This is a genomic window from Streptomyces asoensis (assembly GCF_016860545.1).
Lineage (GTDB): Bacteria > Actinomycetota > Actinomycetes > Streptomycetales > Streptomycetaceae > Streptomyces > Streptomyces asoensis.
On record NZ_BNEB01000001.1, the window covers coordinates 49,197 to 68,592 of the forward strand.

16 protein-coding genes are annotated in these 19,396 nt (G+C 71.5%); 6 read left to right on the top strand and 10 right to left on the bottom strand.

What is annotated here, in order from left to right; all coding sequences use genetic code 11:
- Positions 1 to 15: 15 nt before the first annotated feature.
- The 3 genes from Saso_RS00250 to Saso_RS00260 form a co-directional block, all read right to left on the bottom strand.
- Positions 16 to 840: an ABC transporter permease gene (locus Saso_RS00250; protein WP_189916788.1), complete on the bottom strand. Its 825-nt coding sequence runs from the start codon at positions 838 to 840 to the stop codon at positions 16 to 18.
- 100 nt (positions 841 to 940) lie between these two features.
- Positions 941 to 1,960 (bottom strand): ABC transporter ATP-binding protein, encoded by a 1,020-nt coding sequence (locus Saso_RS00255; protein WP_189916790.1) that lies wholly within the window; start codon positions 1,958 to 1,960, stop codon positions 941 to 943.
- A 63-nt stretch (positions 1,961 to 2,023) separates the two neighbouring features.
- Complete coding sequence (locus Saso_RS00260) at positions 2,024 to 3,247, bottom strand: NYN domain-containing protein (RefSeq protein WP_189916792.1); 1,224 nt, start codon at positions 3,245 to 3,247, stop codon at positions 2,024 to 2,026.
- A gap of 224 nt (positions 3,248 to 3,471) precedes the next feature.
- Between Saso_RS00260 and Saso_RS00265 the strand changes: the two genes are divergently transcribed.
- Entirely contained in the window at positions 3,472 to 3,636 is a 165-nt protein-coding gene (locus tag Saso_RS00265) for a hypothetical protein (protein ID WP_189916794.1), read from the top strand.
- 97 nt (positions 3,637 to 3,733) lie between these two features.
- Here Saso_RS00265 and dnaE read toward each other — a convergent pair whose 3' ends face one another.
- Positions 3,734 to 7,273: a DNA polymerase III subunit alpha gene (gene dnaE, locus Saso_RS00270; RefSeq protein ID WP_189916796.1), complete on the bottom strand. Its 3,540-nt coding sequence runs from the start codon at positions 7,271 to 7,273 to the stop codon at positions 3,734 to 3,736.
- A gap of 204 nt (positions 7,274 to 7,477) precedes the next feature.
- Here dnaE and Saso_RS00275 point away from each other — a divergent pair, with 204 nt between their 5' ends.
- From Saso_RS00275 to Saso_RS00290, 4 genes are all read left to right on the top strand, one after another.
- A complete protein-coding gene (locus Saso_RS00275; RefSeq protein ID WP_189916797.1) occupies positions 7,478 to 8,803 on the top strand; it encodes a DUF2252 domain-containing protein in 1,326 nt (441 codons plus the stop codon).
- A 68-nt stretch (positions 8,804 to 8,871) separates the two neighbouring features.
- Positions 8,872 to 9,564, top strand: coding sequence for a hypothetical protein (locus Saso_RS00280; RefSeq protein WP_189916798.1), 693 nt, complete (start codon positions 8,872 to 8,874; stop codon positions 9,562 to 9,564).
- A 91-nt stretch (positions 9,565 to 9,655) separates the two neighbouring features.
- Positions 9,656 to 10,498, top strand: coding sequence for a thioredoxin domain-containing protein (locus Saso_RS00285; protein ID WP_189916799.1), 843 nt, complete (start codon positions 9,656 to 9,658; stop codon positions 10,496 to 10,498).
- A gap of 144 nt (positions 10,499 to 10,642) precedes the next feature.
- Positions 10,643 to 12,322 (top strand): alkaline phosphatase D family protein, encoded by a 1,680-nt coding sequence (locus Saso_RS00290; RefSeq protein ID WP_189916800.1) that lies wholly within the window; start codon positions 10,643 to 10,645, stop codon positions 12,320 to 12,322.
- Here Saso_RS00290 and Saso_RS00295 read toward each other — a convergent pair.
- On the bottom strand, positions 12,307 to 12,906 hold the full coding sequence (locus tag Saso_RS00295; protein ID WP_189916801.1) for a dienelactone hydrolase family protein: 600 nt from the start codon (positions 12,904 to 12,906) through the stop codon (positions 12,307 to 12,309). The genes Saso_RS00290 and Saso_RS00295 overlap by 16 nt on opposite strands.
- 98 nt (positions 12,907 to 13,004) lie before the next feature.
- Between Saso_RS00295 and Saso_RS00300 the strand changes: the two genes are divergently transcribed.
- Positions 13,005 to 14,117, top strand: coding sequence for a mechanosensitive ion channel family protein (locus tag Saso_RS00300; RefSeq protein WP_189916803.1), 1,113 nt, complete (start codon positions 13,005 to 13,007; stop codon positions 14,115 to 14,117).
- A 149-nt stretch (positions 14,118 to 14,266) separates the two neighbouring features.
- On the opposite strand, the gene Saso_RS00305 is transcribed toward Saso_RS00300, so the two are convergent.
- The 5 genes from Saso_RS00305 to Saso_RS00325 all read right to left on the bottom strand — a co-directional run bounded on the left by Saso_RS00305 (position 14,267) and on the right by Saso_RS00325 (position 19,179).
- The gene (locus tag Saso_RS00305; RefSeq protein WP_189916805.1) at positions 14,267 to 15,853 is read right to left on the bottom strand and encodes a Na+/H+ antiporter; all 1,587 of its coding nucleotides are present in this window, start codon (positions 15,851 to 15,853) and stop codon (positions 14,267 to 14,269) included.
- 66 nt (positions 15,854 to 15,919) lie between these two features.
- Positions 15,920 to 16,402: a GNAT family N-acetyltransferase gene (locus Saso_RS00310; protein ID WP_189916807.1), complete on the bottom strand. Its 483-nt coding sequence runs from the start codon at positions 16,400 to 16,402 to the stop codon at positions 15,920 to 15,922.
- Positions 16,399 to 17,343, bottom strand: a complete 945-nt coding sequence (locus tag Saso_RS00315) for an RluA family pseudouridine synthase (RefSeq protein ID WP_189916809.1) — start codon at positions 17,341 to 17,343, stop codon at positions 16,399 to 16,401. The genes Saso_RS00310 and Saso_RS00315 overlap by 4 nt, the downstream gene beginning before the upstream one ends.
- Positions 17,344 to 17,405: 62 nt before the next feature.
- The gene (gene lspA, locus Saso_RS00320; RefSeq protein ID WP_189916811.1) at positions 17,406 to 18,002 is read right to left on the bottom strand and encodes a signal peptidase II; all 597 of its coding nucleotides are present in this window, start codon (positions 18,000 to 18,002) and stop codon (positions 17,406 to 17,408) included.
- A gap of 67 nt (positions 18,003 to 18,069) precedes the next feature.
- Complete coding sequence (locus Saso_RS00325) at positions 18,070 to 19,179, bottom strand: TraR/DksA family transcriptional regulator (RefSeq protein WP_189916812.1); 1,110 nt, start codon at positions 19,177 to 19,179, stop codon at positions 18,070 to 18,072.
- Between the last annotated feature and the right edge of the window lie 217 nt (positions 19,180 to 19,396).

Below are 19,396 nucleotides of genomic sequence, written 5' to 3' on the forward strand. Positions count from 1 at the left end.
CGCCCGGGCGGCGCGTCACCGGACGGCGGCCCGGCGGTACGCCCAGGTGGCGACGGCCAGCGAGACGACGCCGACACCCGCGCAGACGGCCAGGTCCCCGAGGACGAACGCCCAGTCGGGAGCGGCCCGGAAGGTCCGGGCGAACGCCTCGACCCCGTAGGTCGACGGCAGCAGGTCGCGGGCGAAGCGCACCGCCTCCGGCATCCGGTCCGGCGGCAGCACGCCCAGCAGCAGCGCCGCCGACATGCCGAGCTGCCCCAGCACGGTGGCCAGCTCGGGCCGCGGCGCGAGCAGTCCGAAGGCGGCGCCGAGGCCGGACAGCGCGGCGCCGGCCAGCGGGATCACGGCCGCGAGCACCCACAGGTGGGTGAACGGCAGTCCAAAGAGCACGCAGCCGAAGACGGCGGTCACCAGGGTCCCCGGCACGGTGAAGGAGGCGTACGCCCCCGCCGCGCCCAGCACGACGGCCGCCGGCGGCACCGGGAGGGTCGCGTAGTGGTCCAGTCCCCCGCTGGCCCGCAGCTGCCCGAAGTACTGGGCGAGCAGGTTCAGCGCGACGAAGGCGACGACGAGCACGGAGGAGCCCGCGACCACGGCCTCGGCCTCACGGCCGCCGTCCACCACGCCCCGCATCATGATCAGGATGCCGACCGACTGGAAGGTCGCCACGAACAGCAGCGGGATGCGGGCCACCCGCGCGCGGGACAGCTGCGCCCGGTAGACGGCCACCAGCGACGGCCACAGCCGCGCGCGGGGTGCCAGCTCGGCGGCGGCGCGGGACGCCGACCCGGTGACGGCCCGGGTGCCGCCCGGCAGAACCTCGGCGGGTACGACACTCACGTGACGTTGCTCCTCTTCGCTGCGGTTCCCATACCGTCCCATACGGACCCGGAGTCCCGCGCACTCACCTCGGCGCCGCACGCCCCCGCGCCTGCCTCTCTCATGCCCGTACCAGGCCCTGCCGGGCCGCTCCGCCCAGCGCCAGGTACACGTCCTCCAGGCTGGGTGTGGCCAGGGTGAAGTCGTCCAGGGCCGCGAAGGCGGCCCCGCCGGTGACGGTGGCCACGATCGCGCGCGCCTCCTCGGGCGCCAGCCGCAGCGTCCAGCGGCGGCCCGACTCCACGGCCCGCTCGCGCAGCGCGGCCACCTCGGGCACCTCCAGGGGCGCCCGCTCGCGCCACACCAGCTCGACCCGCACCTCGTCGGCGACCTGCTCCTTGAGCCCGGCCGGGGTGTCGCAGGCGATGACCCGGCCCTGGTCGAGGACGGCGACCCGGTCGAGGACGGTCTCCGCCTCGATGACGTTGTGGGTGACGAGCAGGACGGTCGCCCCGCGCTCGGCCCGCCGCCGGTCCACGGAGGCCCACACGGCCCGCCGGGCCACCGGGTCCATCCCGGTGGTCGGCTCGTCCAGCACCAGCAGGGGTCGCTCCCCCACGAGCGCGGTGGCGAAGCAGGCCAGCCGGCGCTGTCCGCCGGACAGCTTGCGCAGCGGTCGTCCCGCGATCGGTGTGAGCCCCAGTTCGTCGAGGACGGCGTCCCGCTCGCGGCGGGCGGTGCGCACGTCGAGGCCGCGCAGCCGTCCGGTGGTCTCGGCGGCCAGCGACACGGTGAGCTCGTCGAGGGCGGTGGACTCCTGCCCGAGGTAGGCCAGGATGCGCGCGGCCCGCTCGGGGTGGCGCACGATGTCGTGGCCGAGGATCTCGACGCTGCCCGCGTCGGGACGCATCAGTCCGGTCATCTGGCGCACGAGGGTGGTCTTGCCCGCGCCGTTCGGCCCGAGCAGCCCGAAGATCTCACCGCGCCGGATGTCCAGCCGGACGTCGTCGGTGGCCCGGACCTCGGGTGTGGCGGGGGTGCCGCGCCGGCCGCGGACGGCCGGATAGGTCTTGGTCAGTCCGCGTACGGCACATACGACCTCGTCCCCGTGCCGAATGGGCGGTGCCGCGCGCGTACTCACAAGGGACGAGACTACGGGGTCTCGGAGCTCCGCTCGCCGTCGGGGGCGTCCCGGGCTGCCCGTTCAGTCCCCCGCCGGAGCGTGCTCGGCGGCCGTCCGTACGTCGATCTCGCGCCAGAATCCCGCCCGGATGGCGTACCGGTCGTGTTCGTCGATCTGGTCGTCCTTGTGCGCGAGGAGTCCGAAGCGGGCCGCGTACCTCAGCAGCTCGCCGTCGATGCGGTGCGGGATGCGCGGGTACATGCCCGAGAGTTTCTGGAGCTGGCCCTGTTCACCGAGACGGCCCATCCACCGGCGGGCGAAGACCTGGCCCACCTCGTAGGGGTCGCCGCCGACGGTGGTGATGTCCTCCTCGCGGTCGGCCCAGCGCTGTTCGGCCGTGGTGAGCTGCGCGAGGGTCGGCATCGCGGCGATCTCGGAGGGTTCGGCGGCGGTCCCGGGGCGGTCCACCCAGCCCTTGTCGGAGGACCAGCGCAGGGTCGCGGTGGTCGGGGGCGGGACGGCCTGGGCGCCGGGCGCGCGCAGGGCGGCGAGGTCCTTCGGGGTCGGCACGCCTCCCTTGGGGGCGGGCACCCGCTCCTGGACGCCGTGGTCGGAGGCGCCGGCGGCCGAAGCGTGCTCGGTCTCCTCGGCGGGCCGCTCTGCGGCGGGGGCCAGACCGGAGTCGGGCAGCGGCGCGGAGAGGATCGCGGCGATCTCGGGCCGGGGCGCGGGCGGCGGCGCGCAGATCCCGCCGAGCTCCTTGGCGCGTACGGCCTTGGTGATCCAGTTGCGGTCCAGGACGCGCCGTTCGTCGGCCTCGGCGACCAGGTCCTCGGACTGGTTGTAGTCGCCGTCGGCGGCCTGGACGGCCCACAGGTGGACGGCGACGCCGTGCTCCTTGGCGGCCATCATGCCGGGCAGCAGATCGCCGTCGCCGGTGACGAGCACGACGTCGGAACACGCGCGGTTGCGGGCCAGTTCGGTCAGCTCGGCGTGCATGGCGGCGTCGACCCCCTTCTGGGCCCAGCGGCCGTCGCTGCGGGTCAGCGCGCCGAGGCGGACGGTCACCCGGGGCATCACCCGCAGTCTGCGGTGCTCGGGCTGGGGGACGCGGTCGGGGGCGCCGTCGAACCAGTAGATGCGCAGCAGGGGCCGTTCGGTCTCCGACTCGGCCTGTTCGCGTAGGCCCTGGACGAGGGCGGCGTGATCGACGGTGATCCTCGATCGCGAGGGCTCCCCGGCGAGGAGACTGGCGGCCGCCCCCAGCAGATACCCGGCGTCCACCAGGACGATGCAGCGGTCCACACGACTCACCCTCTTTCCGGGAGGTTTGCTTCGGGCTTCCTTCGAGTCTGCCCGACTGTGCGGGGGTTAACGGCCGGAACTCGATCTTCGGCGTGGCGTTTCGGGTACTTGCGCTCCGACAATCCCTGTTACAGACGGTAATTATCCGAAATGCGTCGTAAGTCAGCCTATGTGAATCTGGTCCCGTCTCTGGCCCCGAGATCCCCCACAGGAGGCAGATCACCATGGCCAAGAACCGGAAGCAGGATCGTAAACAGCCGCAGTCCGAGCGTGGTCAGCAGTCGGCGCAGCAGTCCTCGATGGAGTCGCAGGCAGAGCAGCGCATCGCGCAGGTGACGCCCGCCGATGTCGCCCGCAAGGGCCGGCAGAAGCGCTTCGGCCACAACTGACGTCCAACTGGCATCCGCGTACGGGTCCGTTGCGGCTCGTACGCACCGAGGGGCGCATCCGGTGCCGGATGCGCCCCTCGTACGTACGGACTCGTGGTCAGCCGGCCAGGCAGGACGGGCCGAGCAGCACCTTGAGATCGCCGAACAGCGCGGGATCGGGCTTGACCCGGTGCCGGTCGAGCCGCAGGACGGTCGTCCTGGTCGGGCCCTGGAGCCTGATCCGGACCTCGCTGTCGCCGCGGTGGTGGGTGAGGATCTCGCCGAGGCGGTTGATCATCGGCGGGGTGACCCGGGTGGCCGGGATCGTGAGGATCACGGGCGCGTTGGTGCCCGCGTTCGACAGGTCCGGGACCTGGAGCTCCATCGCGACGAGGCGCGGCACGTCCTCCCGCTTGTCGAGGCGGCCCTTGACGAAGACGACGGCGTCCTCGACGAGTTGGGTCGAGACGAGCTGGTAGGTCGCCGGGAAGAACATGCACTCGATGGACCCGGCGAGGTCCTCCACGGTGGCGATCGCCCAGGCGTTGCCCTGCTTGGTCATCTTGCGCTGGAGGCCGGAGATGATGCCGCCGATGGTGACGACCGCGCCGTCCGCGTGCTCGCCGCCGGTGAGCTGGGCGATGCCCGCGTCGGCCTTGTCGGACAGCACGTGCTCCAGTCCGAAGAGCGGGTGGTCGGAGACGTACAGACCGAGCATCTCCCGCTCCTGGGCGAGCAGGTACGTCTTCTCCCACTCGTCGGTGGTGAACTCGACGTCGAGTCCGAAGCCGGGCTCGCTGGTCTCCTCCTCGCCCATACCGCCGAACAGGTCGAACTGTCCCTCGGCCTCCTTGCGCTTGACCGCGACCACGTTGTCGATCATCGGCTCGAAGTGCGCGGTGAGGCCCTTGCGGGTGTGCCCGAGGGTGTCGAAGGCGCCCGCCTTGATCAGCGACTCGGTGGTGCGCTTGTTGCAGGCGACCGCCTCGACCTTGTCGAGGTAGTCGGGGAAGGAGGCGTACTTGCCCTTGGCCTTGCGGCTCCTGATGATCGACTCGACCACGTTGGTGCCGACGTTGCGCACGGCCTCGAGGCCGAAGAGGATCACGTCGTCGCCCTGCGCGGCGAAGTTGTGCACCGACTCGTTGACGTTCGGCGGGAGCACCTTGATGCCCATGCGCCGGCACTCGTTGAGGTAGACGGCCGACTTGTCCTTGTCGTCCTTGACCGAGGTGAGCAGTCCGGCCATGTACTCGGCGGGGTGGTTCGCCTTCAGGTAGGCGGTCCAGTACGAGACCAGGCCGTACGCGGCGGAGTGCGCCTTGTTGAAGGCGTAGCCGGCGAAGGGGACCAGGACGTCCCACAGGGCCTGGATCGCCTCGTCGCTGTAGCCCTTGTCGCGGGCGCCCTTCTGGAACAGGACGAAGTTCTTCGCCAGCTCGTCGGGCTTCTTCTTGCCCATCACGCGGCGGAGGATGTCGGCCTCGCCGAGCGAGTACCCGGCGATGATCTGGGCGGCCTTCTGCACCTGCTCCTGGTAGACGATCAGGCCGTAGGTGACGGCCAGGACCTCCTGGAGCGGCTCCTCCAGCTCCTTGTGGATCGGGGTGATCTCCTGGAGCTTGTTCTTGCGCAGCGCATAGTTGGTGTGCGAGTCCATGCCCATCGGGCCGGGACGGTAGAGCGCGGAGACGGCGGAGATGTCCTCGAAGTTGTCGGGCTTCATCAGGCGCAGCAGCGAGCGCATGGGGCCGCCGTCGAACTGGAAGACGCCGAGGGTGTCACCGCGCTGGAGCAGTTCGAAGGTCTTGGGGTCGTCGAGCGGCAGTGCCAGCAGGTCGAGGTCGATGCCCTTGTTGGACTTCACCATCTTGACGGCGTCGTCCATGATCGTGAGGTTGCGCAGGCCGAGGAAGTCCATCTTCAGCAGGCCGAGCGACTCGCACTGCGGGTAGTCCCACTGGGTGATGGTCACGCCGTCCGTGTGCCGCACCCAGATGGGGGCGTGGTCGACGATCGGCTCGCTGGACATGATCACGCCGGCCGCGTGCACGCCCATCTGGCGGACCAGTCCCTCGACGCCCTTGGCGGTGTCGATGACCTTCTTGACGTCCGGCTCGTTCTCGTACATCGCGCGGATCTCGCCCGCCTCGCTGTAGCGCGGGTGCGAGGGGTCGGTGATGCCGTTGAGGTCGATGCCCTTGCCCAGGACGTCGGCGGGCATGGCCTTGGTCAGGCGGTCGCCCATCGCGTACGGGTAGCCCAGCACGCGCGCGGAGTCCTTGATGGCGTTCTTCGCCTTGATCTTTCCGTAGGTGCCGATCATGGCGACCTTGTCGGCGCCGTACTTCTCGGTCACGTAGCGGATCACCTCGACGCGCCTGCGCTCGTCGAAGTCGATGTCGACATCGGGCATGGAGACGCGCTCGGGGTTGAGGAAGCGCTCGAAGATCAGACCGTGCGGGATGGGGTCGAGGTCGGTGATGCCCATCGCGTAGGCGACGATCGAGCCGGCCGCGGAACCACGGCCGGGGCCGACCGCGATGCCCTGGTTCTTCGCCCACATGATGAAGTCGGCGACGACGAGGAAGTAGCCCGGGAACCCCATCTGGATGATGACGTCCATCTCGTACTCGACCTGCTTCTGCCGGTCGTCGGGGACGCCGCCCGGGAAGCGGCGTTCCATGCCCCGGCGGACCTCCTCCTTGAACCAGGTGACCTCGGTGAAGCCGTCGGGGATGTCGAACTTCGGCATGAGGTTCTTCGCCTCGAACATGCCGGTGGTGTCGATCTGCTCGGCCACCAGGAGGGTGTTGGCGCAGCCCTCCTGCCAGGCGTCCGAGGAGTCGATGGCGTACATCTCGTCCGTGGACTTCAGGTAGTAGCCGGTCCCGTCGAAGCGGAAGCGGTCCGGGTCGGAGAGGTTCTTGCCGGTCTGGATGCACAGCAGCGCGTCGTGCGCGGTCGCCTCGTGCGCGTAGGTGTAGTGCGAGTCGTTGGTGACCAGCGGCGGGATGCCGAGCTTCTTGCCGATCTCCAGCAGGCCGGCGCGGACCCGGCTCTCGATCTCGATGCCGTGGTCCATCAGCTCCAGGAAGTACCGGTCCTTGCCGAAGATGTCCTGGTACTCGGCCGCGGACTTCAGGGCCTCGTCGAACTGGCCGAGGCGCAGCCGGGTCTGGAGCTCGCCCGAGGGGCAGCCGGTGGAGGCGATCAGGCCCTCCGACCACTGGGAGATGGTCTCCTTGTCCATCCGGGGCCACTTCTGGAGCCAGCCCTCGGCGTACGCGTCCGAGGAGAGCCGGAAGAGGTTGTGCAGCCCCGTCGCGTTCGCCGCCCAGATCGTCTTGTGGGTGTAACCGCCGGAGCCGGAGACGTCGTCGCGCTTCTGGTGCGGCTGGCCCCACTGGATCTTGCGCTTGTTGCGCCGCGACTCCGGGGCGACGTACGCCTCGATGCCGATGATCGGGGTGACCCCGGCCTTCTTCGCGGTGTGGAAGAAGTCATAGGCCCCGTGCAGGTTGCCGTGGTCGGACATCGCGATGTGGGTCATGCCCATCTCGTTGCACGCGTCGAACATGTCCTTCAGCCGCGCGGCACCGTCCAGCAGCGAGTACTGGGTGTGGACGTGCAGGTGCGTGAACGGCGGCTTCGACACGGCATGGCCTCCAAGGGAAACGCTCGACGACAAAGGGGCGGACAGTCCGGGGGTCAGCGTCGAAGTCTATGCCTCGCCACTGACACCCGGGCCGCTCCCCCGCGTACCTTCACAGCGGGGGTCGCGGGCACTTTCGTCCCGCCGCGCCCGTTGGAGACGACAGAGACGCTGTCGTACATGTCATGCACCAGGAGGCACCCAGCGATGTCGGTTCCGCAGCTCAACGACGAGCACCGCGGCGAGGAGATCCTCGCCGTCTTCGACACCGCGTTCGGCGAGCTCCTGGCCGCCGACCCGGCAGCGTTCCGGGTCAAGTTCCGGAAGATGGCGGCCTCGGCGTTCGCGTTCTACCGGGGCACGGCCGGGCTGTTCTACCACGACCTGGACGCCGAGAAGCGGGGCGGCCCGTTCCTTGACGAGCGCACCTCGCGCGTGTGGATCCACGGCGACCTGCACGCGGAGAACTTCGGCACCTACATGGACGCCACGGGCCGGCTGATCTTCAACGTCAACGACTTCGACGAGGCGTACGTCGGCCCCTTCACCTGGGACCTGAAGCGGTTCGCGGCCTCCGTCGCCCTCATCGGGTACGCGAAGGCGCTCGGCGACGACCAGATCACCGAGCTGGTGGCGGTGTACGCGGGCGCGTACCGCGAGCGCATCCACGCGCTGGCCACCGGCGCCAAGAGCGACGAGGTGCCGCCGTTCACCCTGGACACCGCGCAGGGCCCCCTGCTGGACGCGCTGCGCGACGCGCGTGCGCTGACCCGCTTCGGGCTGCTGGACTCGATGACCGAGATCCGTGACTTCGAGCGCCGCTTCGCGCCGGGCGGCGGCTCCATCGAGCTGGACGCGGCCACCCGCTACAAGGTGCTCGCGGCCTTCGACGGCTATCTGGAGACGCTGCCGGAGACCTCCCTGGCCCGCCCGGACTCCTACCGGGTGAAGGACGTCGTGGGCCGCCGTGGCATCGGCATCGGCTCGGCCGGCCTGCCGTCGTACAACATCCTGCTCGAGGGCCACAGCGACGCCCTGGAGAACGACGTGGTGATCTACATCAAGCAGGCCCAGACCCCGGCCGTCTCCCGGCACATCACGGACCCGTCGATCCGTGACTACTTCCAGCACGAGGGCCACCGCACGGTGATCTCCCAGCGCGCCCTCCAGCAGCACGCGGACCCCTGGCTCGGCTGGACCGAGCTCGGCGGCGCGGGGCAGCTGGTCGCCGAGGTCTCGCCGTACGCCGTCGATCTGAACTGGGGCGACATCGACGACCCGGAGGAGATCGCGGGCGTCGTCGCCGACCTCGGCCGGGCCACGGCCACGATGCACGCGGCGGCCGACGACACCTCGGGCGAGTCCCTGGTCCCCTTCTCCACCGAGCGGGCCATCGACGCGGCGATCGCGGCCGACGAGGAGGGCTTCGCCTCCCTCCTGGTCGACTTCGCGCACGGCTACGGCGCACGCGCCCGTGCCGACCACCAGATCTTCGTCGACCTGTTCCGCAACGGCCGGATCCCGGGTCTGTGACGGTCCGGCTCCTCACAGGGACCCTTTAGGGGTCTCCTACAGGAGCTCGTGACACACTCTCCTCCGCTATGGACATATCCGGGACCCGCCTCAGAGCCGTACGCGCGGCGCTGTTCACGGCATGCGTCGTGACGCTCAGCACCGCGTCGCACGTGCTGCTGTCGCGGGCCCCGCTGCCGTTCAACACGGTGGCCGCGGTCGCCGCCGCCGTGTTCGGCCTCGCGTACGTCCTCGCCGGGCGCGAGCGCGGCTTCGGCCGGATCGCGGCCCTGCTGATCCCGCTGGAGCTGGCGGCCGACACGGTCTTCACCACCGGCCAGCACGTCTGCTACGGCCGTGCGGGCGGCCCGCTCGCCGGCCCGCTGGCGTCGGTCGGCTGGGACGTACTGTGCGGTGACGGCACCGCCGTCGGCACCCCGCTGGCCCGGGTCGCCGGCGCGGACACCGACGGACTCGGCGGGCTCATGGTCCACGCCGACCCGGCCACCGCCTGGCTGCTGCTCGCCGCGCACGTCGGCATCGGATCGATCGCCGCCGCCTGGCTGCGCCGGGGCGAGCGGGCGCTGGCGCAGTTGCTGCGGGCGGCGGGCGCCACCACCTTCCGGCCGCTGCTGCTGGCCGTCTCCGCCGTGACCGTACGACGCGCCCCGGCGGCCCGCCGCCTGCCGCGGCCCACGCGCCGGACGGCCACCGTCCGCGAGCGGATCCTCGTGCACTTTCTGGGACGGCGCGGCCCGCCGTGCTCGCCCGCCGCGGTCTGACCGGACCGGGGCAGCCGAGCACCGACACCGTCCATCGGTCCCCACACGAACTTCCGCGTACGACGAGTGCGCGTGTCCTTTTGGAGAAACCATGAGCAAGCGGAACAGCGCGGCGGCGAAGACGGCCGCCCGGGAGCGGCTGCGCATCGAGCGCGAGCGCGAGGCCAAGCGGGCCAAGGTCAGGCGGCAGATCATCGTCGCCTGCTCGATCGTCGGCGTCCTGGCCGCGGCCGGCGGCATAGGCTACGCCGTCGTCCAGGCCAACAAGCCCAGCTACTGGGAGGAGGCCAAGGACGCCAAGGTCGTCGCGCCCGCCAACACCTCGGGCACGAACGGCACGGTGGTCACGCTCGGCAAGAGCACGGCCACGAAGGTCCTCAAGATGTACGAGGACCCGCGCTGCCCCGTCTGCGCCTCGTTCGAGCAGACCGTCGGCCCCACCGTGAAGTCGGACCTCGACGCCGGCAAGTTCAAGATCCAGTACGTCGGCGGCACCTTCCTCGACGGCGACCAGCTCAAGGACGGCACGATCGGTTCGCGGGGCGAGGGCTCCAAGAACGCGATGAGCGCCATGGGCGCGGCGCTGAACGTCAGCCCCGAGGCGTTCCTCGAGTACAAGACGGCCCTGTACTCCGCGAAGTGGCACCCGAGCGAGTCCGAGGACAAGTTCAAGAGCGACAGCTACCTCATCGAGGTGGCCGACACGGTCCCGGCCCTCAAGGGGAACGCGAAGTTCCGGACCGCCGTGAAGAACGGCACCTACGACGCGTGGGCGCTGGCCATGTCGAAGACCTTCGACACGAACAAGGACGGCGTCAACGGCACCCCGTCCCTGGTCATGGACGGCAAGAAGCTCACCGACTCCGGCGGCCAGAACGCCCCCATGACGGTCGCGGACTTCAACACGGCCCTGACCGCGGCGCTCAAGGGCTAGCGCACCCACGATGGCGGCCGCCTTCTCCGGAAGGTGGCCACCTCGTCCTGCCGGCGGCCTCGTCGACGACCGGCCGCCGAAGAGCGGGCGAACTTTGGGAGTTCGGCCGCTCTTTTGTCGTACTGGTCAGTAATCTGATCGGCCGTGACCAGTCGATACAGATCCTCCGAGAGCACCGGCCTGTCGCCGAAACGCCCCGACACGCTGTCGCCGCGCCGCCGTACAGCGCTCAAGGCCGTGGCCGCGACCGCCGTGCTGGCGGGCCCGCTCGCCGCCGCACTGCCCGCCCGCGCCGCCGAGGCCCCCGTCTTCCTGCACGGCCTCGCCTCCGGCGACCCGCTGCCCGACGGCGTCCTGCTGTGGACCCGGGTGACGCCCACCGCCGAGGCGACCCCCGGCTCCGGGCTCGGCCCCGACACCGTCGTGAGCTGGGTCGTCGCCACCGACAAGGCCCTGACGAACGTCGTCGCCACCGGCTCGACCACCGCCACCGCCGCCTCCGACCACACCGTCAAGGCCGACATACGCGGTCTCGCGCCCGCCACCGACTACTGGTTCCGCTTCTCGTCCGGCGGCAGCGACTCCCCGGTGGCGCGCACCCGCACCGCGCCGGCGGCGGACGCCGCCGTGCCGGGCCTGCGCTTCGGCGTGGTGTCCTGCGCCAACTGGGAGGCCGGCTACTTCTCCTCGTACCGGCACCTCGCGGCCCGCGGCGACCTGGACGCCTGGCTGCACCTCGGTGACTACATCTACGAGTACGGCACCGGCGAGTACGGCACCCGCGGCACCGTCGTACGGCGGACGGCGCCGACGCACGAGATCCTCTCCCTCGCCGACTACCGCACCCGGCACGGCACGTACAAGACCGACCCCGACCTCCAGGCCCTGCACGCGAAGGCCCCGGTCGTCGCGATCTGGGACGACCACGAGTTCGCCAACGACACCTGGTCGGGCGGCGCGGAGAACCACACCGAGGGCGCCGAGGGCGCCTGGTCGGCCCGTCAGGCGGCCGCCAAGCAGGCCTACTTCGAGTGGATGCCGGTGCGCCCCGCGATCGCCGGCACCACCTACCGCAGGCTGCGCTTCGGCAAGCTCGCCGACCTCTCCCTGCTGGACCTGCGGTCCTTCCGCTCCCAGCAGGTCGCCGTCGGCAAGGGCACCGTGGACGACCCGGACCGCACGATCACCGGCCGCGCCCAGCTCGACTGGCTGAAGGCGGGCCTGTCGTCGTCCGACACCACGTGGCGGCTGGTCGGCAACTCGGTGATGATCTCCCCGTTCGCGATCGGCTCGCTCTCCGCGGACCTGTTCAAGCCGCTCGCCAAGCTGCTGGGGCTGCCGCAGGACGGCATCGGCCTCAACACCGACCAGTGGGACGGCTACACCGACGACCGCCGCGAGCTGCTGGCGCACCTGCGCTCCCACGCGATCCGCAACACCGTCTTCCTGACCGGCGACATCCACATGGCGTGGGCCAACGACGTGCCGGTGGACGCCGGGACGTACCCGCTGTCGGCCTCGGCCGCCACGGAGTTCGTGGTCACCTCGGTCACCTCCGACAACCTCGACGACATCGTGAAGGTCCCCGAGGGCACTCTCACCGCGATCGCCTCCCCGGTCATCCGGGCCGCCAACCGGCACGTCCACTACGTGGACACCGACCGCCACGGGTACGGCGTCCTGGACATCACCGCCGAGCGGGCCCAGATGGACTACTACGTGCTGTCCGACCGCACCAGCACCACCGCGACCTCCACCTGGGCCCGCTCGTACCGCACGCGCAGCGGCACGCAGAAGGTGGAACGGACCTACGACCCCGTCTGACGGGCCTGAAGGGGCCGGAGACTCTCGAGGAAGCCGAGTGCCACCCGCCAGGTGGCCTCGGCGGCCTCCTCGTCGTAGTCGGGCAGCTCGGGGTCGGTGTACAGGTGCCCGGCGCCCGCGTACCGGTAGACCTCCACGTCGGCGCCCGCGCGGCCCATCTGGAGGTACCAGGCGCTCAGCCAGTCGTCGGTCTCGAACGGGTCCGGCTCCGCGACGTGCAGCTGCACCGCGAGGCCGTCGGCCGTGACGTTCGGCGCGAGGTCCGAGGTGCCGTGCAGGAGGAGCAGTCCCCGCGCCTTCGCGTCGCCGAGGGCGAGGGTCTGCGCGATCGAGGCGCCGAGCGAGAACCCGGCGTAGACCAGGCCCCGCTCCGAGTACGGCGCGGCGGCCAGCACGGCCCTCCTCAGCAGTTCGTCCTTGCCGATCTCCTCGTTGTGGGCCATGCCGTCCTCGACCGTGTCGAACGTGCGCCCCTCGAAGAGGTCGGGGGTCCACACCTCGTGACCGGCCGCGCGCAGCCGGTCCGCCGCGGCCCGTACCGCGGGCCGCGGACCGTAGGTCGAGTGAAAGAGCATGATGTTCATGTGCCCATGGTGCCAGCCTGCGCCGACGACCCCGTGCGTGCGCCTCCTCACAGAAACCGCATGTTCAAGCCCCCGGTGACCTGGTTACGTTCGAAGGCATGGAGAACCTGCTCCGCCCCGTGATCGTGGTCGGCGGTTCGGTCGTGCTGACAGTCCTCATCGGCTGGGCCACCGACCGCCTGCTGTGCAAGGCCGACCGACGGCACCCCGAGACCCCGCTGTGGGGTCTGCTGCGCCGTGGCCGCATCCCCTACCAGCTCGTGCTGGCCGCGGCGATGCTGAGAGGGTCCTACGACGCCGCCCGGCTGTTGCAGGACCACCGGACCGGCATCGGCCAGGCCCTCACCCTGGTGCTGATCGGCGCCACCGCCTGGCTGGTGATCAGGATCGCGGCGGCGATCGTCGAGACCTCGTACTCGCGCTACGCGCGCATGCACCACGACCCGGCCCGCGTCCGGCGGGTGCGCACCCAGGTGACGCTGATCATGCGGGTGGTGTCGGCCGTCGTCGGGGTGGTCGCGGCGGCCTCGATGCTGCTGACGTTCCCGCCGATGCGCGCGGCCGGCGCCTCCCTGCTGGCCTCGGCCGGACTCCTCGGCATCGTCGCCGGTGTGGCCGCCCAGTCCACGCTGAGCAACATGTTCGCCGGCCTCCAGATCGCCTTCGGCGACATGGTGCGCATCGGCGACACGGTCGTCGTGGACGGCGAGTGGGGCACGGTGGAGGAGATCACCCTGACCTTCCTGACCGTGCGCACCTGGGACGAGCGCCGGATCACCATGCCGGTGTCGTACTTCACCTCGAAGCCCTTCGAGAACTGGTCGCGCGGGACCCCCCAGATGACCGGCATCGTCTACTGGCACGTGGACCACAACGCGCCGGTGGAGCTCATGCGCGAGAAGCTGCGCGACATCCTGCGCGAGTGCCCGGCCTGGGACGGCCGCGCCTGCGGGCTCGACGTCACCGACACCACGCCCAACACCATGCAGGTGCGGGCCCTGGTCACGGCGAAGGACGCCGACGACATCTGGACGGTGCGGGTCAGGGTCCGCGAGGAGATGATCCGCTGGCTGTCGAGGGAGCACACGTACGCGCTCCCCAAGGTCAACACGTCGGACGCCGCGCAGCCCCCCGGCCGGCTGCCCGGCCCGTCCGACTCTCCCGGCGGTACGGTCCGCCGGGTCCACGAGACACCCCGCCCGGCACGCTGACCGCCGGCTCGGCGCTCGGCGGGACACCAGGCGCGGCGCCGCACTCGAGGGTGGTACCCCGGCGCACCTCGGCCCGCCCGGTGAACTTCACCGGGCGGGCCGTTCGCGCCCACGGGCCGGACGGCCGTCGAAGGCCCGTGACGGTCGCCTCACTTGAGGCTGCGCACGTCCAGATGGCGCAGCACCCGGTCCACGATCTCCGGATCGGCGCCCGGTTCGCTGCGCGCCGCGACCACCTCGTGCCGGGCCGCGCTGAGCATCTCCCCCTGGATCCGCCGCACCCGCTTCAGCCGGCGCACCCGCTGGTCGTGCCCCTCGCGCCGCTCGTCCTCCCCTACGTCCGGGCTGATCCGCAACCCGATGTCGAAGGCCCGCCGCAGCATCTGCTCGGACAGCTCGTCCGACAGGTTCTCCTCGGCCTCGATCTCCCGCAGCCGCTGCTTCGCCGCCTTCGCGGCCCGCACGGCCAGCTCCTTCTCGAACGCCTTCTCCCGGTCGGTGTCCGACTGCACGCCGAGCCGCTTGACCAGCCACGGCAGGGTCAGTCCCTGGAGCACCAGCGTCGCCATGATCACGCCGAACGCGATGAAGATGATCTCGTCCCGGTCGGGGAACGCGCTGCCGTCCTCGGTCTCCAGCGGCACGGCCAGCGCGAGCGCCACCGACGCCACCCCGCGCATCCCGGCCCACCACATGACGAGCGTCTCCCGCCAGTTCGTGGGGATGTCCTCCAGGTGGTCCTTCCGGGCGTGCAGCCGCTGGGTCAGCCAGGTCGCCGGCAGCAGCCACAGCAGCCGTACGACGACGACCACGGCCACGATCACCCCCGCCCAGCCCAGCATCTCCCCCCACCGCCCGGACGCGGTCCGGATCGCGTTGTGCAGCTCCAGGCCGATCAGCCCGAACGCGACGCCGGTGACCAGGGTGTCGATGATGTCCCAGAAGGTGTGACCGGCCAGCCGGGTCAGCACGTCGTCCGGGTCGGTGGCGTACTCGGCGAGGAACAGCGCGGTGGTCAGGACGGCCAGCACCCCGGACCCGTGGAACTCCTCCGCGAGGACGTAGGAGGCGTACGGCACCAGGAGCGTCAGCCCGATCTGCAAGGTCGTGTCCCCGAGGACGTCCAGCAGCCGGTTCGCGCCCCAGCCGAGCGCGACACCCACCGCCAGCGCCACCACCGCGGACAGCACCAGGTCGAGCCCGGCCCGCCAGGGCGAGAACGACCCGCTCACGGCAGCGGCGATCGCGACGTGGTAGAGCACGATGGCCGTCACGTCGTTGAAGAGCCCCTCGCCCTCCAGGATGGACACCAGCCGGCGGGGCAGCCCGAGCTGTCCCGCCACCGCGGTGGCGGCCACCGGGTCGGGCGGCGCGACCAGGGCGCCCAGCGCGACCGCCGCGGCGATCGGCAGCCCCGGCACGATCGCGTGGGCGACGGCGGCGACACACACCGTGGTGACGAAGACCAGCGCCACGGCCAGCAGGAAGATCGGCCGCACGTTCGCCGCGAACTGCCGCCAGGAGGTGCGCCGTACCGCCGCGTACAGCAAGGGAGGCAGCAGGAGCGGCAGGATCAGCTCCGGCGGGATCTCCACGTTGGGCACGAAGTCGAGCACCGCGAGGACGATGCCGAGCAGGGTCATGAGCACCGGCGCCGGCAGTCCGAACCGGTCCCCGACCGGGACGCTCACCACGGCCCCGAGCAACAGGACGAACAACAGGGCCAGCTGATCCACGGTCGGCACTCCGGGTCTAGACGATCAAGAACATCCGGACCCCCAGCGTCGCACGCGTACCGCCCGCTACAGCGAACGCCGCATGGACCGGTGCGGAATGCCCGCCTCCAGGTCCTCCGGCCCGTAGGCCGTGTACCCCAGCCGTTCGTAGAATCCCATCGCCTGCGTCTGTGCGTGCAGGTCGACGGCCGCGAGCCCGCGCGCGCGTGCCGCCTCCTCGATGACCCGCACCAGCGCCACCCCGACGCCCAGCCCGCGCGCCTCCCGCGTCACGGCCAGCCGCCCCAGCGAGCCCACCGACGGATCGCCGCCGGTCCGGGCCGCGGCCGCCTCGCCGTGCAGCAGCCGCCCGGCGCCGAGCGGCCTGCCGTCGTCGGCAACCGCCAGCACATGGACCGCTTCGGCGTCCGGCAGGTCGTGCTCGTCGTACTCCACGTCCTCGGGCACGCCCTGCTCGGCCACGAAGACGTCCTTGCGCACCGCGAAGCACGCCTCCCGGTCGGCGGCGCCTTCGGCGACCCGCACCGCGTAGCCGCGCGTGGCGCTCATCCGTACGTCTCCTCGCGGACCTGCTCCAGGGCCTTGGCCAGGTCCTCGGGGTAGTCGCTGGCGAACTCCGCCCACTGCCCGTCCCCGGGGTGCTCGAAGCCCAGCCGCACGGCGTGCAGCCACTGCCGGGTGAGCCGCAGGCGCTTGGCGAGCGTCGGGTCGGCGCCGTAGGTCAGGTCGCCCACGCAGGGGTGGCGGTGGGCGGCCATGTGCACCCGGATCTGGTGCGTGCGGCCCGTCTCCAGCTTCACGTCCAGCAGGGAGGCCGCGCGGAACGCCTCGATCAGGTCGTAGTGCGTGACGGACGGCTTGCCCTCGGCCGTGACCGCCCACTTGTAGTCGTGCTGGGGGTGCCGGCCGATGGGTGCGTCGATGGTGCCGCTGGTCGGGTCCGGGTGGCCCTGGACGAGCGTGTGGTAGCGCTTGTCGACCGTGCGCTCCTTGAACTGGCGCTTCAGCGAGGTGTACGCCCGCTCCGACTTGGCGACCACCATCAGGCCCGAGGTGCCGACGTCGAGGCGGTGCACGATGCCCTGGCGCTCGGCCGCGCCGGAGGTGGAGATGCGGTAGCCGGCGGCGGCCAGCCCGCCGATGACGGTCGGCCCGCTCCAGCCCGGCGACGGGTGCGCGGCCACGCCGACCGGCTTGACGATCACCACGACGTCGTCGTCGTCGTGCACGATCTCCATGCCCTCGACCGGCTCGGCGACGATCTGCACGGGCGCGGGCGCCTGCGGCATCTCGACCTCGAGCCAGGCACCGCCGATGACCCGCTCGGACTTGCCGACCACCGAGCCGTCGACCGTGACCTTCCCCGCCGCGGCCAGTTCGGCGGCCTTCGTGCGGGAGAAGCCGAACATGCGGGAGATGGCGGCGTCGACGCGCTCGCCCTCCAGGCCGTCCGGCACGGGCAGGGTACGGATCTCGGGAATCGTGCTCACCCGTCGAGTATGCAGGACGGCGCCGGTACCGCCGTACGGGCCTGTGGACGACCGCCGGGCGGTCAGTCCTTGTGGACGGTCCCGTCCGGGTCGAGGCCCCTGAAGGACAGCAGCACGATCAGGATGCCGCCGCAGACGATCGCCGAGTCGGCGAGGTTGAAGACCGCGAAGTGCTTCGGCGCGATGAAGTCCACGACCGCGCCCTCGAAGACGCCCGGCGCTCGGAAGATCCGGTCGGTGAGGTTGCCCAGCGCGCCGCCCAGCAGCAGCCCCAGGGCGATCGCCCAGGGCAGGCTGTAGAGCTTGCGGGCGAGCCGGGCGATCACCACGATCACGGCCGCCGCGATCACCGTGAAGATGATCGTGAAGGCCTCGCCGAAGCCGAAGGCCGCGCCCGCGTTGCGGATGGCCTCGAACCTCAGCCAGTCACCGACGATCTCGATCGGCGCGTGATGCTCCAGTCTGGCGACCACGATCATCTTGCTGACCAGGTCGAGTGCGTACGCGAACGTGGCGACGGCGAAGAGCACGGCGATGCGGCGCCTGCCCCTGGGGCGCGCCTCGGCGCCCTGCTGCCCGCCCGGACCGGACGACTGCTCCGGCCCGGATGCCGCCTCTGGGGTGTCCGGCGTACCGATGACGCGCTCCGCCTCTGCCACGTGAGTCCCTCAACCTAGGTGCCTGACTGAGGACGAGGGTACGGCACACGTCCCGGACGGCAGGTGATCAGTACCGGCGCTCCTGCTTCTGCTTGCACTCGACGCACAGGGTGGCCCTCGGGAAGGCCTGCATCCGGGCCTTCCCGATGGCCTGGCCGCAGTTCTCGCACAGGCCGTACGTACCGGCGTCCAGGCGCTCCAGGGCGTGCTCGGTCTGGATCAGCATCTCGCGCGCGTTGGCCGCGAGCGCCAGTTCGTGCTCGCGCGTGATGTTCTTCGTCCCGGTGTCCGCCTGGTCGTCGCCCGCGCCGTCCCCGGAGTCCCTCATCAGCCCGGTCAGGGCCGCCTCGGACGAGGCAAGCTCGGCGCGCAGCCGCGCCTGCTCGGACTCGAGTTCCGCGCGGGCCTCCTCGACCTCCTGCGGCGTCCACGGGTCCTCGCCCGGACGCACGGCGAGTTCACCCGGCTCCACCGCGGCGAGACGCGCCTTGGGGACGGCGGTCTTCGCCGCCGTGGCCGTACCCGGAGTCTTCTTCGCAACCACAGTCGTGGCTCCCGTCTGCTCCGCGGCCGAGGCCGCGCCCACCTTCTTGGCCGTGCTCTTCCTGCCCGCGCTGGTCCTGGTCACGCCTGCGCCGCCGCCGGTCTTCCCGGCGTCGTCCGCCTCCGGGCCGCCCGCCCCCCGACCGGCGCCCCCTCCGACCGCCTCGTCCCCGGCAGCCGCCACCTCGGCGGCCGCCCCCTTCCCGGCAGCCTCAGCCCCGCCGCCCCGGCCTCTCCCGGCAGCCTTGGCCCTGGCCTTGCCCGCCGCCGCCTTCCCGGCGGCCTTGACCCCGTCCTCGGCTTCTCTGCCCTCGGCTTTCCCGGCCGCCGCTTTCCCGGTGGCTTTCGCCCGGGTCTTCCCGGCCGCCGTCGACCCGGCCCCGGCCTGCCCGGCCGCCGCTTTGCCGGCAGCCGTCCTGCCCGCGGCCGTCTTCCCGGCCGAGGTCCTGCCGGCGGCCGTCCCGGCGGTGGCGGTCTTCCTGGCCACCGCCTTCTTCGCGGTCGCGGTCCTGCGGCCGGCCGTCCCGGCGGCGCCCGGCCGGTCGGAGGCCGTCCCCTCGGCGGCCGCACCGCCGGAGGCGTCCGCAGAGCTGCCCGACGCCGACTGCTGTACGGCGGTCTTCTTCGCCACCATGGCCGCGGCCCCTTCACATATTGTGATCTTGCACGCGAATCGTGCTGGGACGATAAATCGACTTGGAGTCCGCGGCAACGGGGCGCACCGCCCGATCCGTCCTCCTCGCGCGCGCCGCGCGGAAAGCCTGCATCCGTTGTGCCCAGCTCCCCGCCCGGTAATCCGCAGAGCCGGGCATCCCGGAATCCGAACGTGCGAACTCTCCCATAGCGCGACC